At 65.3% G+C, this 15,329-nt stretch carries 14 protein-coding genes; 8 read left to right on the top strand and 6 right to left on the bottom strand.

Annotated features, from left to right (window positions below; all coding sequences use genetic code 11):
• The first annotated feature begins 124 nt into the window (after positions 1-124).
• Positions 125-1,288: a zinc-dependent alcohol dehydrogenase gene (locus tag NYR97_RS11850; protein ID WP_115039634.1), complete on the top strand. Its 1,164-nt coding sequence runs from the start codon at positions 125-127 to the stop codon at positions 1,286-1,288.
• A gap of 78 nt (positions 1,289-1,366) precedes the next feature.
• On the opposite strand, the gene NYR97_RS11845 is transcribed toward NYR97_RS11850, so the two are convergent.
• Positions 1,367-1,534 carry a hypothetical protein gene (locus NYR97_RS11845; protein ID WP_316693236.1) on the bottom strand — a complete coding sequence of 56 codons (168 nt, stop codon included), beginning with the start codon at positions 1,532-1,534 and terminating at the stop codon, positions 1,367-1,369.
• A gap of 182 nt (positions 1,535-1,716) precedes the next feature.
• Here NYR97_RS11845 and NYR97_RS11840 point away from each other — a divergent pair, with 182 nt between their 5' ends.
• Together NYR97_RS11840 and NYR97_RS11835 are read left to right on the top strand one after the other, a co-directional pair.
• Complete coding sequence (locus tag NYR97_RS11840; RefSeq protein WP_205392611.1) at positions 1,717-2,106, top strand: YkgJ family cysteine cluster protein; 390 nt, start codon at positions 1,717-1,719, stop codon at positions 2,104-2,106.
• Between the two features lie 9 nt (positions 2,107-2,115).
• Entirely contained in the window at positions 2,116-2,385 is a 270-nt protein-coding gene (locus tag NYR97_RS11835) for a hypothetical protein (RefSeq protein ID WP_316693231.1), read from the top strand.
• Between the two features lie 176 nt (positions 2,386-2,561).
• Here NYR97_RS11835 and NYR97_RS11830 read toward each other — a convergent pair whose 3' ends face one another.
• Positions 2,562-2,774, bottom strand: coding sequence for a hypothetical protein (locus NYR97_RS11830; protein ID WP_023905335.1), 213 nt, complete (start codon positions 2,772-2,774; stop codon positions 2,562-2,564).
• Between the two features lie 280 nt (positions 2,775-3,054).
• On the bottom strand, positions 3,055-3,966 hold the full coding sequence (locus NYR97_RS11825) for a LysR family transcriptional regulator (protein WP_316693227.1): 912 nt from the start codon (positions 3,964-3,966) through the stop codon (positions 3,055-3,057).
• A gap of 103 nt (positions 3,967-4,069) precedes the next feature.
• On the opposite strand from NYR97_RS11825, the gene NYR97_RS11820 reads away from it, so the two are divergent.
• The 5 genes from NYR97_RS11820 (at position 4,070) to NYR97_RS11800 (ending at position 10,301) form a co-directional block, all read left to right on the top strand.
• Positions 4,070-5,269, top strand: a complete 1,200-nt coding sequence (locus tag NYR97_RS11820) for an MFS transporter (RefSeq protein ID WP_316693225.1) — start codon at positions 4,070-4,072, stop codon at positions 5,267-5,269.
• Positions 5,270-5,553: 284 nt separating this feature from the next.
• Positions 5,554-6,291: a DUF3348 domain-containing protein gene (locus NYR97_RS11815; protein ID WP_316693224.1), complete on the top strand. Its 738-nt coding sequence runs from the start codon at positions 5,554-5,556 to the stop codon at positions 6,289-6,291.
• Positions 6,292-6,301: 10 nt separating this feature from the next.
• Positions 6,302-8,983, top strand: coding sequence for a DUF802 domain-containing protein (locus tag NYR97_RS11810; protein ID WP_316693222.1), 2,682 nt, complete (start codon positions 6,302-6,304; stop codon positions 8,981-8,983).
• Entirely contained in the window at positions 8,980-9,654 is a 675-nt protein-coding gene (locus NYR97_RS11805; RefSeq protein ID WP_205392617.1) for an OmpA family protein, read from the top strand. The genes NYR97_RS11810 and NYR97_RS11805 overlap by 4 nt, the downstream gene beginning before the upstream one ends.
• Positions 9,651-10,301 carry a DUF2894 domain-containing protein gene (locus NYR97_RS11800; protein WP_316693221.1) on the top strand — a complete coding sequence of 217 codons (651 nt, stop codon included), beginning with the start codon at positions 9,651-9,653 and terminating at the stop codon, positions 10,299-10,301. Before NYR97_RS11805 ends, NYR97_RS11800 begins: the two co-directional genes overlap by 4 nt.
• An 84-nt stretch (positions 10,302-10,385) precedes the next feature.
• On the opposite strand, the gene NYR97_RS11795 is transcribed toward NYR97_RS11800, so the two are convergent.
• The 3 genes from NYR97_RS11795 to NYR97_RS11785 all read right to left on the bottom strand — a co-directional run bounded on the left by NYR97_RS11795 (position 10,386) and on the right by NYR97_RS11785 (position 15,327).
• Positions 10,386-12,536: a TonB-dependent siderophore receptor gene (locus NYR97_RS11795; protein ID WP_316693219.1), complete on the bottom strand. Its 2,151-nt coding sequence runs from the start codon at positions 12,534-12,536 to the stop codon at positions 10,386-10,388.
• Between the two features lie 86 nt (positions 12,537-12,622).
• Positions 12,623-13,891, bottom strand: coding sequence for a DUF3526 domain-containing protein (locus NYR97_RS11790; RefSeq protein WP_316693217.1), 1,269 nt, complete (start codon positions 13,889-13,891; stop codon positions 12,623-12,625).
• Positions 13,891-15,327 carry an ABC transporter permease gene (locus NYR97_RS11785; protein ID WP_316693216.1) on the bottom strand — a complete coding sequence of 479 codons (1,437 nt, stop codon included), beginning with the start codon at positions 15,325-15,327 and terminating at the stop codon, positions 13,891-13,893. The genes NYR97_RS11790 and NYR97_RS11785 overlap by 1 nt, the downstream gene beginning before the upstream one ends.
• Between the last annotated feature and the right edge of the window lie 2 nt (positions 15,328-15,329).

Raw genomic sequence — 15,329 nt, 5'->3', positions numbered from 1 at the left:
TCAACGCGGCGTCGCCAATCGGACGCGTCCACACCATGCGCACGCTGTGTGCTGATGGGCTTAACGATGCTGCACGAACACTGCATGGGTTGCCGCGCATCGACGGCCTTTTCGGGAGATCTCAATGCTTGCCCTCAACTATCACGGATCACGCGACGTACGGGTTGAAACCGTGCCGGATCCGGTTCTTGTCGAACGCGACGATCTGATCTTGCGCGTTACCGCAACGGCCATCTGCGGCTCGGACCTGCATCTGTATCGCGGCAAGATTCCCGATCTGCGCCATGGCGACATTCTCGGCCATGAATTCATGGGCATCGTCGAAGACGTTGGCCCCGATGTCACTGCAGTCAAACCCGGCGACCGCGTGGTGATTCCGTTCGTGGTCGCCTGCGGGCGCTGCTTCCATTGCGTGCTGCAGGAATTTTCCGCGTGCGAAACCACCAACACCGGCAAGGGCGCGGCATTGAATCACAAGGACATGCGCCCACCGGCGGCCTTGTTCGGCTTCAGTCATCTCTACGGTGGTCTGTCGGGCGGGCAGGCCGAATACGTGCGCGTGCCCAAGGCCAATGTCGGACCGTTGGTGGTGCCCGATGTCCTGCATGACGAGCAGGTGTTGTTCCTGTCCGACATCTTGCCCACCGGTTATCAAGCCGTGGTCGATGCCGGCGTCAAACAAGGCTCCACCGTGGCCATCTTCGGCGCCGGCCCGGTCGGTCTGATGGCCGCAGCGTGCTGCCGCATGCTGGGCGCCGAACGTATCTTCATGGTCGACCGCCACGCGTATCGGCTCGACTTCGCCTCCAAGGCGTATGGCGTCATCCCGATCAACTTCGACGAGATCGACGACCCGGCCGACGTGATCGTCTCGCAGACCGATGGCCGCGGCGTGGATGCCAGCATCGAAGCAGTGGGCTTCGAAGCCGAAGGCAGCGCGGTGGAAACCGCACTGACCACCTTGAAACTGGAAGGCAGCAGCGGTGTGGCGATCCGTCAATGCATCGCGGCAACGCGTCGTTGCGGCGTGGTCAGCGTGCCGGGCGTGTATGCCGGCTTCATCCACGCTTTCCTGTTCGGCGATGCCTTCGACAAGGGACTCACCTTCAAGATGGGCCAGACCCATGTGCAAAAACATATGCCGCAGTTGCTGGAACATATCGGCAACGGCGACCTCAAGCCGAGCGCGATCATTTCGCATCGCATGCCGTTGGCCGACGCAGCGCGCGGCTACGACTTGTTCGACAAGAAGCAGGACGATTGCCGCAAGGTCGTGCTGACGCCGTAACCGCTGGCGAACAGGCAAACACAAGCGGCGCAATCGATGAGTGCGCCGCTTTTCTATCGCACTCGTTTGGGATGCGGATCAATCCAGCGGTTTGGCCGGTACGAACGGCGACACCGGATCGCTGGCCGGAAAGGTCTCTTCCAGCGCATCGTCCTGCAGCGCATCCTGCTTTTCTTTCTCGCTGCGCTGGTCGTCGTGATCGTTGCTGTGGTCGGGTGTGGATGACATTTGATTGGAGGTGCTCATCGGGCGTTTCCTGGCTACATGGATGCGGACTGCGCCACGCTACGGCGCCACCTCGATGACACAGGTGAAAGCGGTCTTCGCATCGAGGCGACAAAGGCAACGCGTTACACAAGCCGGACGCGCGCGCCTTCATCCGCGTGCGCAGCGGCGTAACCGCCAAGCCATGCAAAGCCAATCCCGGGGTGCGGTTCACACCCCGACACGCCCAGGGTGTATGGTGCAGAGGCGGCCGGAGTCCGGTGTCGCCTTCACTCTATCTGGCCTTCTCCATCAAGAATCTCTGCGAACGCTGCGACGCCGTCTGTTGCCGGCTCACTGTCATGGTCGACTCAACCGACCGCATTCCAAACCATCTGACCACCGTGACGCCGCAAGGCTGGCACGTGATGGCGCGTGACGAGGAAGGTTGGTGCGTGGCCATCGATGCCGCGCGGATGTGTTGCTCGATCTACGACACACGGCCGGCCATCTGCCGCCGTTTCGTCATGTCCGGCCCGTATTGCCGCGACGTGCGTGCCACCTACGACGATCAGCGCCGCCGGGGCATTCCCTTGACGCTCTACAACGCATGAGGATTTGCGATGAATAATTCCCGCCGCCAGTCGATGACCGTGAGCAATCAGCCAGGCAAGCCGCGCTTGTCCGAACAGCGCCTGGCTGCTGATCTGGAAGCGTTTCAGCAGTCCGGTGGCGCGATCGAGCGTCTGGGCGACACGCCGCTGCGTCGTGACAAGAAGCGCGGCGAGTCCGACGCTGCACCGGCTGCAGCCGTCGCCGCAAAGCCGGCCGTCAAGACAACCGACAGGTCTGAAGAAGCGACAGAGACAACCGAAACCACCGACGCCGAATAAGCCACGCATCGCAGTGGCAGCGCACCCGCGCTGTGGCTGTCGCTGCTGGATGTTGACGATGGATGTTGATGCGCGCTGCAGCCGGCCAAAGAGACAGCGCCAGCCATCGTCGGCTTCGACAAGGGCCTGCGCCTGGCAGGCAAACCGGCGTCGCCGGCAGGCGGCGCAATCGGCAGTTACAGCAACTGCGCGTGCTTGATCACGCCAAGCCCCTGCGCCAGGGACGCCATTTCGTTGGCCAGCGCGATCACGTCGCCGCCGGCTTGCGCGGCACTGGTCATGATGCGTTGATACGCGTCCCAGAAGTCCGGTCCATTGCCATAGGCATCGTGGAACCCTTGCAACTCCAGGACCATGAGATCGGACACTTGCATGTCGGAGCGATCCATTGCGGTCACCTCGTTGGGGAGTCGTCCCCGGCCCGCAGCCTACACGCGTTCACCTTACAAAACAGGGTCTAGCGTGCGTCAGCGTATTTGAAACTGAATTGGTTAGAGAGCACGCGCATACCGGCGTGAGTGGCTCGATCTGGCGTGCTGCAACGCGCTGCTGCGTGTAATGACGCGCTTACCAACGCGCACCTTGAATTGCGCTGCAACCAACGCTAGTGGATGCATAGGGTGCACAACCCGATGCAGCGCACGCCTCAGGCTTCGCTATGCACGGCCATCACGCCGCGTCCTGCAAGCCCTGCTGCAGGCATTCCAGCAAGCGGCTCAGCTTGGGCAACAACTGGCGCGCGCGCATCCACACCAGATGCAGCGGCAGGCCTTCGGTATCGCACTGCGGCAGCACTGCGACCAGGCTGCCGCGCTGCAGATGGTGATCGATCAACCAGGTCGGCAGTTGCGCGATGCCCAGCCCGGCCACCACCGCATCCACCTGCGCTTCTGCATTGCCGAACACCACCCGCGCGTCCATCACGCGTTGTTCCACCGGTCCTGCGCCATGCCGCAGCAACCACGGGCCACTGCTGCCATCGGCCTTGCCGTACAGCACCGCGTCGTGTGCCAGCAATGCAGCGATGCTGTCGGGCATGCCACGGTGCGCCAGATACTGCGGCGCGGCGCAGAACACGCGTTTTTCATGGCCCAGATAGCGGTGACCCAGACTGCTGTGCCACTGCTCCGGCCCACCGATGCGCACTGCGATGTCGATGCCTTCTTCGGCCATGTCGACGAAGCGATCGGTGAACGAAATGCTTGGCTGCAGGCCGGGATAGCGCTGGAAGAACGGCAGCAACACCGGCAGCACCTTGCGCCGGCCGAAGCTCACCGGCAGGTCCAGCCGTAGCCGGCCGGTAGGCGCCTGGCCTTCGGCGCGCAGTACGTGCTCGGCCTCTTCCAGCTCGTCGAGCACCTTGACGCAGACCCGGTAGAACGCCGCGCCGGCATCGGTCAGCGCCAGCCGCCGGGTGGTGCGCGCGAACAGGCGCACGCCCAGGCGTGCTTCCAGGCGGGCGATGGCCTTGCCCACTGCCGAGCTGGTCAGACTGAGCCGCTCGGCGGCGGCGGTGAAGCTGCCGGCATCGGCGGCGCTGACGAAGATGTCGATGCCTTTGACGCGTTCGGAGGGATGCATGACGGCACATTGCAGAACTGAAGTCTGCAATGTACGGAAAATACTCCCGATATACGACTTGAATTCTTTCCTATCATGGCCAGCCCACACTGCGGCGCATGCCATGTCTGCTGTCCGTTCCACCACGTCCACCGCGTCTGCCACCACTGCGCCGGCCACCGCGCGCAGCGGGCTGGCGATCTTCATCCTGGCGTTTGCCGCGTTCGTGATCGTCACCACCGAATACCTGATCGTCGGGCTGCTGCCCGGCCTTGCGCGCGATATGGAAATTTCCATTTCCGCCGCCGGCCAGCTGGTGACGCTGTTCGCCTTCACCGTGATGCTGTTCGGCCCGCCGCTGACCGCGTGGCTGTCGCACGTGGATCGCAGGCGCCTGTTTATCGCGATCCTGCTGGTGTTTGCGGTCTCCAACGCGGTGGCCGCGCTGGCGCCCAACATCTGGGTGCTGGCCTTGGCGCGTTTTATCCCGGCGCTGGCATTGCCGGTGTTCTGGGGCACCGCCAGCGAGACCGCCGGGCAACTGGCCGGGCCGCAGCACGCCGGGCGCGCGGTATCGCGGGTGTATCTGGGCATTTCGGCGGCGTTGTTGTTCGGCATTCCGCTGGGCACGGTGGCGGCCAACGGCATCAGCTGGCGCGGCGCGTTCTGGATTCTGGCCGCCTTGTCGCTGGCGATGGCCGCCGCGCTGGCGGTATGGATGCCGACGGTGGCCCGCAGCGCACGGGTGAATCTGCGCCAGCAGGCCGGCATCTTCGGCGAGCGCTTCTTCCTGGCCAATGTGATCCTGTCGGTGGTGGTTTTTACCGCCATGTTCACCGCCTACACCTATCTGGCCGACCTGCTGGAACGCAGCGTGGGCGTGCCGGCGGCGAACGTGGGCTGGTGGCTGATGGGCTTCGGCGCGATCGGTCTGATCGGCAACTGGCTCGGCGGCCGGGTGGTGGATCGCTCGCCGCTGCGTGCCACGGCGGTGTTCCTGCTGCTGCTCGCGCTGGGCATGGCGTTGTGCGTGCCGCTGGCCAAGACCGGGGTGCTGCTCCCTCTGACCCTGGCGGTCTGGGGCATTGCCTACACCGCGCTGTTTCCGATCAGCCAGGTGCGGGTGATGAACGCGGTGACCCATTCGCAGGCGCTGGCCGGCACCACCAATGTGTCGGCGGCCAATGCAGGCATCGGCGTCGGCGCGATCATCGGCGGGCTGGTGATACCGGCCTGGGGCCTGGACAGCATCGGTTATGTGGCCGCTGCGGTGGCGCTGCTGGGCGTGGTGCTGATTCCGTTGGTGCATCGCGCCCGGCGTTGAGAGAGGGTGCTGCGGGCCAGGCGCATCCGGTCCGCAGCTGTGGTTTCGCTCGATGCGCATGGCCACGAAAGCGTGCCGAGCCGAATACCGCCGCAGACGGCCCTGTCGTTGGGCGCTGCGCGCCCGGTTTGACGCAACACTGCGCGGCGAAGTCCCTCGCGCTCCCTCACACCAGGCCGGCTGAATGCCGCCAGCTGCGTGCCTTCCGGCAGGCACGCAACTGCTGCGCAAAGCGCCGAATGGCGCACATTCCCGTGTAAAATGCGCGGTCTTTGACCGGAAGAATGGCGAAAGTTTCTCCACGGGCGCCCCTCTCGGGCCCGGCGTTCATTCGCCTGCTCGCGCGCCTCAGCGACGTCCACGTTGCCCAGTCCAACCACGCCCTCGCCGACCGGCTGAGCCAGTGGATCGACTGGACGCGCGCGGTGGCGGTGTCCAAGGCGCTGGATGGCAAGCTGCCCGAGACCGACGATCTCCCCGAGCCGCGTCCTGCCGATGCCCAGGCCTGCGCACGCGTGCGCGCCGGGTTGGCGACCAGCAGCGTGGCCGATCTGGATGCGCTGGTCGTGCGTTTGCGTAGCGATGCGCACACCGCCGCCGATCTCGATGCCCGTGCCCCAGTGCCCGACTACGCACCCTTCCGGCAGCATTACCTCGCCATGCAACGCGCGATGCGCACCGCCACCGGCGATCTGCGTGGCCGTCTGCGCGACCTGCTGGCGCTGACGTCCGGCGAGATGGCGCGGCTGGCCGAAGTGGATGCGGCAATGGAACTCACCCTGAGCCCGCGCGAGCAGAGCTTGTTGAACACCGTGCCGAGCCTGCTCGGTGCGCACTTCGAGCGTCTGCGCGATGCGGCGCAAACACCGCATTCGTCAAGCGATAGCGATACCACGCCACGCGCGGTCTCCGATGGCTGGCTGGATGTATTTCGCAAAGACATGCAGAGCGTGTTGCTCGCCGAGCTGGATGTTCGTTTTCACCCGATCGAAGGCCTGCTTGCAGCGCTTCGTACCCGCTAACTGGGACCTCATGTTCAGAACTCTCGTCCACCTGTGTGTGTTTCTCGTCGGCCTGTTGGCGGTTTGCTGGGTCGGCATCGGTTATCTCGGCTCCAATCCGCTGGGCGCCTGCATCGCAGCGGTGATTGGCGCCTGTTATGTGGCCGGCGCACTGGAGCTGTACCGCTATCGCCAGGCCAGCGCGACGCTGGACGATGCCGTCGCCGCATTGACCACCGCACCATCGGCATTGAGCGAATGGCTGGAGCGCCTGCATCCGAGCCTGCGCAATGCGGTGCGCCTGCGCATCAAGGGCGAGCGCGTGGCCTTGTCCGCACCGGTGCTGACGCCGTATCTGGTCGGCCTGCTGGTGTTGCTGGGCATGCTCGGCACCTTGCTCGGCATGATGGCCACGCTCAAGGGCACCGGCTTCGCATTGCAAAGCGCCACCGACCTGCAGGCCATTCGCGGCTCGCTGGCGGCACCGGTGGAAGGCCTGGCGTTCGCGTTCGGCACCTCCATTGCCGGCGTTGCGACCTCGGCGATGCTGGGGCTGTTGTCGGCATTGTGCCGGCGCGAGCGACTGCAGGTTGTGCAGCGGCTGGACCTGAAGATCGCATCCGAACTGCACCCGCATTCGGACGCGCATCAGCGTGGCGAAGTATTCAAGCTGCAGCAGCAACAAAGCGCCTTGATGCCGACGTTGATCGATCGCCTGCAAACGCTGATGAGCACCATCGAACAGCAAAGCATCGCCGCCGATGAACGGCTGGCCGCACAGCAGGCCGAGTTCCACGCCAGAAGCGAAGCGGCGTATGCGCGCCTGGCCACGGCGATGGAGCAATCGCTGCAGGCTGGCGTGGCAGAGAGCGCACGCGCGGTAGGCGCGGCCTTGCAGCCGGCAATGGAAGCCACCATGGCCAGCATCGCGCGCGACACCGCCGCGCTGCAGGAGCGCGTCACGCACGCCGTACAACAGCAACTGGATGACATCACCAGCGGCTTCCAGCACAGCGCCAGCGCAGCGGCCGAGCACTGGACCACGGCCCTGGCCGCACAGGAACGCGCCCAGCACGTGCTCAATGCGCAGCTGCAGACCACGCTGGAGCAGATCGCCCAGCAGACCACCGCATTGCAGGATGGCGTGAGCACGGCCGTGCAGCAGCAATTGCACGGCATCAACGCAGGCTTCCAGGCCGGTGCGCAGAGCGCAGCCGAGCAGTGGCGAACCGCATTGGCCGCACAGGACCGTGCGCAGCAAGCGCTCACCGAGCAGTTGCAGCACACGCTGGAACAGATCGATCAGCGCAGCATCGCTGTGCAGGACGGCGTGACACAGGCGGTGCAGCAGCAGTTGAGCGCACTCAATGACGGGTTTGAACGCAGCAACGCCGCCACTGCGGACAACTGGGCGTCGGTGCTGGCCGAGCAGCAACGCGCAAGCGCAGCGTTGAGCACGCAGTTGCACGCCACGCTTGTGCAACTTGCGCAGCAGACCACCGCGCTGCAGGACGGCGTGCAGCAGGCCGTGCAGCAACAACTCGATGGTCTGAGCAGCGGCCTGGAAACCAGCACCGCCGCTGCAGCCGCCACGTGGACCGCGGCAGTGGCCGAACAGCAACGTTCGAATCACGCGCTCACACAGGAATTGCAGACCACGCTCACGCAGTTCGCCAGCACCTTCGACGCACGCTCCAGCGCCTTGGTCGATGCAGTATCCAAGCGCATGGATCAGTCCAGCAACGAGACGGCCAGCGCATGGACCGACGCACTGGCACAGCAACAAGACGCCAGCGCGGCATTGGCAAGCCAGCACCAGAACGCACTCGCTGCCGCCACCGCCAGCTTCGATGCGCATGCCGCTGCCCTGGTCGGCACCTTGCAGCAATCGCATACCGAGCTGCAGGTCGCGCTGGAAGCCCGCGACACCCAGCGCCTGGCGCTGTGGAGCGAGCGTTTTACCGCGATGAGCGCGGACCTGAGCACGCAGTGGGAACGCACCGGCGAGCGCGTGACCCAGCAACAACAGGCGATCTGCGACACCCTGGCCAGCACCGCCAGCGAGCTGTCCACGCAGGCGCAGGCGCAGGCCAGCGCCACCATCACCGAAGTGTCGCGCCTGATGCAGATCGCCTCCGAAGCACCCAAGGCCGCCGCCGACGTGGTGGCCGAACTGCGCCAGAACCTGTCCGAGAGCATGGTGCGCGACACCGCCATGCTGGAAGAACGCAGCAAGCTGCTCGCCACGTTGGACACCTTGCTCAACGCGGTCAATCACGCCTCCACCGAACAACGCGAAGCGGTGGATGCGCTGGTCACCACCTCGGCCGATCTGCTGCAACGGGTGGGCACCCAGCTCACCGAACAGATCGGCAGCGAGACCGGCAAGCTCGGCGCAGTGGCTGCGCATGTCAGCGGCAGCGCGGTGGAAGTGGCCAGCCTGGGCGAAGCCTTCGGCATGGCGGTGCAGTTGTTCAGCGGCTCCACCAGTGAGCTCAACGAGCGCCTGCAACACGTGGCCAGCGCACTGGATGCCTCGCTCGCACGCAGCGACGACCAACTGGCGTACTACGTGGCGCAGGCGCGCGAAGTGGTCGACCTCAGCATGCTGTCGCAGAAGCAGATCATCGAAGAACTGCGTCAGCTCGATCGCGGTCGCAGCGATGCCGGCGATACAGGCAATACCGATGCCGGCCAGGCCACAACCGCATGAGCGACGAGATCGACATCGACGGCGAATCGGGCACACCGATCTGGGCCGCCTTCGGCGACCTGATGTCGGTGCTGCTGGGCGCGTTCGTGCTGATTCTGGTCGGGGTGATCGGCGTGCAATTGCAGCTCTCCAGCCGCCTGGACGAAGAGGTCAAGCAACGTCAGGTCGAAGCGCAACGCCGCAAGACGCTGGAGCAGGCCCTGGCCGCACCGCTGGCGGCCGGCCGCGTAACCCTGGTCGATGGGCGCATCGGCATCCGCGGCAATGTGTTGTTCGCCTTCAATTCCGATCAACTGCAGCCGGAAGGCCGCGAGGTGCTGAAAACGCTGGCTGCGCCGTTGACCGAATACCTGGCGGCGCGCGAAGAGATCCTGATGGTCAGCGGCTTTACCGACGACCGCCCGGTGCTGGGCGGCAATCGCCGCTACGCCGACAACTGGGAACTGTCCGCGCAGCGCGCGCTCACGGTGACCCGTGCGTTGATCGCCGAAGGCGTGCCGGCGTCGTCGGTGTTCGCTGCGGCCTTCGGCTCGCAACAGCCGGTGGATTCCAATGCCGATGAAACGCGCCGCGCCAGGAACCGGCGTGTGGAGATTGCACCGATTGCGCGTCCTTCCACCTCGCGCGCTCCCGCCACGTCACAGCCAACACCGGCCGCAACCACGCGATGAGCACGCAGGCGACCTCCGCACACGCGCGTCTGCAGCATTGGCGCAGCCAGGGTGCCGATCGGCTGGATCCGGTGCGTTTCCATCTGATGGAAACACTGGCCGCACGTGCCGGCATGCAGGCCGATGCGGTGCGCGAAGTGCTGGAAGAAAAGCTGCGCAACTTGATCGATGCGTATGCGGTGGCAATCAAGAAAGCATCGCGCCGTCGTGCAACTACCGATACCGCGCAGCCGTTGCAACGCAGCGCGCTGGGCGCGTTAGCCGACCAGATGGCAGGCCATGCGGCGTTGATGGAGGTGGACAGCAGAAAGACCGCCACACTCGATGCCACGCTGTTTCCCGAGCTGCCGGCGCTGGAGGATTTCCGCCGCACCTGGACCACCGTACGCACCGCCAGCCAGGTGCGGCAGTCGCTGCAGGAGGCACCCAAGGACGCCGGCCCGCTCAATTCCAGCGTGCTGGTGCATCGCTGCATCACCCTGATGCGCGAATGCTCGCCGGGCTATCTGCAGCACTTCCTCGGCTATGTCGACGCGCTGTCGTGGCTGGAGCAACTGCACAGCGGCGGCGCGTTGGCCAGCGATGACGCCGCACCCGCCGCGCCTGGCAAGAAGCGCAGCAAGCGTCCGCCCACGCGTCGCAGCTAAGAGCGACTAACAAGACGACTGACCACCGCTCGCTACGTTTTTGTTAGCCGCTCCAAGAGCAACCGATCGAACCCACGGTCCGTCTCAGAACCGCAACCGTACACCCACCGTCCAGCTGCGCGGCGCGCCGGGATACACCCATTGCTCGCTGTACGAGAACGCGGCGTAGCGGCGGTCGGTGAAGTTTTCGACCTTGGCATACAGGCGCAGCCGCTCGCTCAGATCGTAATGGCCGACCAGGCGCCACACGGTGTAGGCCGGCAGCACGAAATCGGTATTGCTGTCCACCGACCCCAGCCGCTCTCCGGTGTGCAAGACACCCACGCCAACCGCCGCACTGCGCTTGCCGGTCAGCGGCTGCTCGTAGTTGACGAAGGCGTTGCCGCTGAAGCGCGGCACATTCGGAAAGCGTCGTCCCTCGGCCAGGCCGGTGCCGGCGGCGGCCTCGCTGCTGCGCGTCACCTGCGAATCGGTGTAGGCCAGGCCCACCGACGCGGCCAGGCGCGGGGTCAGCCGCCCGAGCAGATCCAGCTCCACGCCCTGGCTGCGCATCTCGCCCACCGGCAGCGAAAAACTCGTGTCGGCCGGATCCAGGCTCAGCACGTTCTTCTTGTCGATGCGGAATGCCGCCAGCGTCGCTTCCAGGCCATCGCCCGGCTGCACGTATTTCAATCCGGTTTCCAGCGAACGGCTTTTCTCCGGCGCAAAACTCTGCCCGTCCGCGCCCACGCCGCTGTTGGGGCGAAAGCCCGCCGCCGCGCTCGCATACAGCGACAACGCATCGTCGACATGGAAGATCACGCCCGCACGCGGGCTGACCACGCCATCGGAGGCGCGCTGCGTGGTGCCGCGCAGTTGGTTGTCGAGATCCTGCTGATAGTGGTCATAGCGCAGACCGAGCAGGGCCTTCCAGCGTGCGCCAAGATCGATCTGATCCTGTGCATACACGCCCCACACCTGTTGCCGCTCCTCGGTGTCGGTGATCGTGGCAAGCCGCCCCGGCTGAGCCACACCGTACTGCGGTGCGAGCACATCAATGCTGTACGGCGTGGCCGCCGAGCGTGCACGCTGCTGAAAACGGCTGTCGTCGAAGCGATTGCCGTCGACACCGAACAACACGTTGTGGGTGACGCTGCCCGCCTGCAAGGTGCCGAGCAGTTCGGCACGCCCGGCGATATCGCGGCCCTGGTAATCGCGGTAGCGACGCTCGCGGCGCAACGTGCGGTCGTCGGCCTGCAGCGTCCACGGCTCGGTGGAAAAACCGCGCATGCCGCTGTCGCGATACGTCGCCCCGCCCTGCAGCGACCAGGTCTGATTCAAGCCGTGCACCACAAACAGCTGGTGCCCGGTGGAATGCAGATCGATATCGCCATCGCGCGGCTCGCCCAGAAAACGCGACGCCGGCAGCCGATTGGCATCGCCATCGATGGCGGTGACGCCACGATCGAACGGCGCATGGATGCGCACGAATTCCAGTTCATACGACACCGTGGTATCGGGCGTGGGCATCCATAACAACGACGGCGCCAGCAAGGTGTTATCGCTATCGACGGTGTCGCGGAAGCTGTGCTGATCCTTGTACATCGCATTCAGGCGATAGGCCAGGTTCTCGCCCAGCGGGCCGGTGCTGTCGACCGCAGCGCGATAACTGTCAAAGCGCCCTGCGGACAGATCCACACTGTGCTGCGGCTGGAACAAGGGCTTTTTGGTGACGATATTGACCGCCCCACCCGGCTCGCCACGCCCGTACAACGCCGAGGCCGGGCCCTTGATCACTTCGATGCTTTGCGTGTTGGCCGCATCGCGCAGGCCGTTGTAACCGCGGCTGGCATTGAAGCCGTTGACCATGTAATCCGAACTGAAATTCGGGTCGCCGGTGAAGCCGCGCATCGAGTAGCTATCCCACAGACCGCCCAGGTTATTGGCCTTGGTGATGCCGCTGGCCATCTCCAGCGCACCGGCCAGGTCGTTGACACCGGCATCCTCCAGCAAGGTCTGATCGAGCACGCGCGCACTGATCGGCAGATCGCGCAACGGCGCATCGGTCTTGGTGGCGCCGGTAACGCTCAATGCGCGGTACGGCGTGTACTGGCTGCGCACCTGCACCGCATCCAGATCGCGCGCCTGCGGCTCGGCGGCGTCTGCGTCGGCGCAGGCAATGACGCATGCGCAGGCCAGCATGCTGAGCAACGGCACGGTGTGTGGCATGCGTTGGCGGGACGAGAACACGGACATCGGGCAGAACTCCTGAAGCACCCAGGCACGCAATGCCCGGGTCGCAAGTGAAAGAACCAAAGGTGATGGGTGAAACGCAACGGCCGCTATGACGCAGGATCGGCCCTTGCATCGAAACGTGGCGCGCGCCCGAAGTCCTCGCGCGTAAATGGCCGGTCGCGAAACAGATAGCCGTAGTAGAACGTCCGCAACGCCTGGTGATAGGCGCGAATGCGATCTTGATAGGCCAATTGCGCACGCAGATCGTTACCTGCAAGGCGCGTCAACGCAGCCTGCAATGCAACCGGCGGCAATACGCTGGCCACACGCTGCGCCAACGCTTCGCGTCGCTGCAGGCCTTGCCGATACGCCGCGACCTGCGGCGCCACCTGCTGATCGCCGTTCTCGTGGAAGGCGAAATACCACTTGTAATGGAACGCGCTGGTCAGCGGCGCAGAATCTGCCCACTGCGGGTTCTGCGCGTAGAAGGCCCGCATGGTGTCCTGGCGCGGAATATCCCAGGCGTGGTTGACCGCCTCGCGCTGCAGCCGCGCGATCTCGCTGCCTTGGTTGACCGGCACCGCCTGATTGATCGCCACATGCGCCAGCGCCGGCGCCACCAGCGCCAGCACCACCCAGCAGGTCGCCAGGGCGGTGGCATGCGCGGCCGGGCGCCAATGGATGCGCCCGACCAGCACCGACAGCAGCACCCAGAACAGCAGATAGGCGCAGGCCAGTGCGAGCACTGCGAGTTGTTGCAGCAGCGGCACCGCATTGACGCTTGCAGCGATGACAAACGGCACGCTCAGGCAGGCCAGCACGGCGGCTGCACGCACCACCACGCGTCGCACCAGCAACGCCGTGCCCGCACCCGGCAGCGCGGCCAGCATGCGTGCGCGCCCTGCCTCGCGTTCGCCCGAGCGCAGATCGAACAGCAACGCGATCACGAACAACGGCAGCAAAAACACCAGCACGAAGGCGTAGTCGAAGCGCCCGGCCAATGCCAACTCCGGGTTGTAGCTGTCGCCATCGTGGATCTGCGCTTCCAGCCCCAGCGCGCGGACACGCAGGATGTACGGCGAGACATCGCGCATGCCCACCGCGGCGAAGGCCAATGGCGAGGGCACATCCCAGGTCGGGTGGAAGCTGTAGTAAGCCGCGCTGCCAGCGTCGTTGGTGCGCGCCACATAGTCCTCCACCGCTGCGATGTCTTCCTGCTGCAGCGCTGCGATGCCTGCGATGTTGTCGCGCTGCGCAGCGATGACGTGCTGGCCGGAGATCAGGCTGCACACCGTCAACAGGGCAAGCAACAGCAATCCGGCCACCGCGGCAGGTGCGCGCAGCAACAGCAGCAGTTCGTACTTCCACAGCACCATCAGCGCGCCACTCCCACACGTCGGCCCGCTGCGATCAGCATGCACAGCGCAGCCAGCAGCCAGGCACCGACCAGACCAAGCGTAATGCCTGCGGCACGCAGCACCTCCGTTGTGGCCGGGGGCTGGAAAGCGAACACCGGAATCTCATGCCAATGCGCGGAGGAGATGCGCTTGCGTTGGTCGGCGCCGGCATCCTGGGCGGTGTCGTCGGCCATGCTCACGGCGTCGGCCTGCAGTTGATTGAGCTGCTGCACCAGCGTGTAACGGTAACGCTCGGCCTGGATAAGAAAGCGCTCATGTGCGCGCAGATCGGTTTCCGCCAGTGTCATCGAGAGTTCGCGCAGGGCAACCGTCGGGCTCAGCAGGGCGAACGTGCGCACCAGCAGATTCTGTTCCTGCTGGATGGCCGAATCGCGTGCGGCATACCGTTCGAACAGGCTGGAGGTGAGCCGCTCGCCTTCCAGCGCCAGCAGGCCCTTGTAGTTCACCGGCAGGTCTTCCACGCGCTGTACGCCGTAGCGGGTCAGGGTCTGCTGCTTGAACTGCGCAAAGTGCGGGTCGTCGGGATTGTGGCTGTCGCCGAGCGTGCGCAGATCGCGCTGGATCGCCACGTCGGTTTCCAGCCGCGTGGGCAATCGATACGCGGCACTGGCCACATCCGGTGCCACGCGCGGCACCAGCAACGCCAGCCACACCCACACCGCCAGCGACACCAGCAACGCATCGCGGCCGCGCCGGCACAGCATCGACACCGACAGCACCAGCGCGCACCACACCAGCAGATAGACCGCATACGCCAGCACCAGCAGTGCGACCCGCAGCGCCTGGCCCGGCAACAATGCGATGGGCACCAGCCCGACCAAGGCCGGCAACAGGCAGGCAGCGGCCACTGCGGCGAGCGCGAGATATTTGCCGCCGAACAATTGCCGGCGCGTCGCGCCCTGCAACAACAACGCACGCAAGGTGCCGGTTTCCTGCTCGCGCGCCACCGCGCCATAGCCCAGAAACACCAGCATCAGCGGTGCCAAGACCTGCAGCACAAAGGCAGGCGTCAATTGACCGAAACGCACCAGCAACGAGCTCTGACGCACATCGCCGAAGTTGGCGGTGTTCTGGCGATGGCCTTCCAGAAACATGCTGTTGCCGGTAAACGCATCCACGCCCGCATCGAACGCGGCCAATGCCGGCAGCGGGCGGTAGATGAAGTGACCGTAATGCACCACCCGATGCGGATGGCGGTCCGGCTGCGCTTCGAAGGCCTGCTGCGCGGCCAGTTGCTGGCGCGCGCGGAACTCGGCAACCTCGCGCTGATGATGCGCGGCGGTCAACGCCGCCACCAGCGTGAGCAGCATCAGCAACACCACACCGATCGCAGCGGAACGGTTGCGCGCCATGAAGCGCAGCTCTTCGCGCGCGACCAACAGCACAGGACTCATGC

It is taken from the genome of Xanthomonas hydrangeae (assembly GCF_032697525.1).
GTDB lineage: Bacteria > Pseudomonadota > Gammaproteobacteria > Xanthomonadales > Xanthomonadaceae > Xanthomonas > Xanthomonas hydrangeae.
The sequence above is the reverse complement of the archived record's forward strand: the minus strand, read 5'-3'. Positions and strand labels throughout refer to the sequence as shown.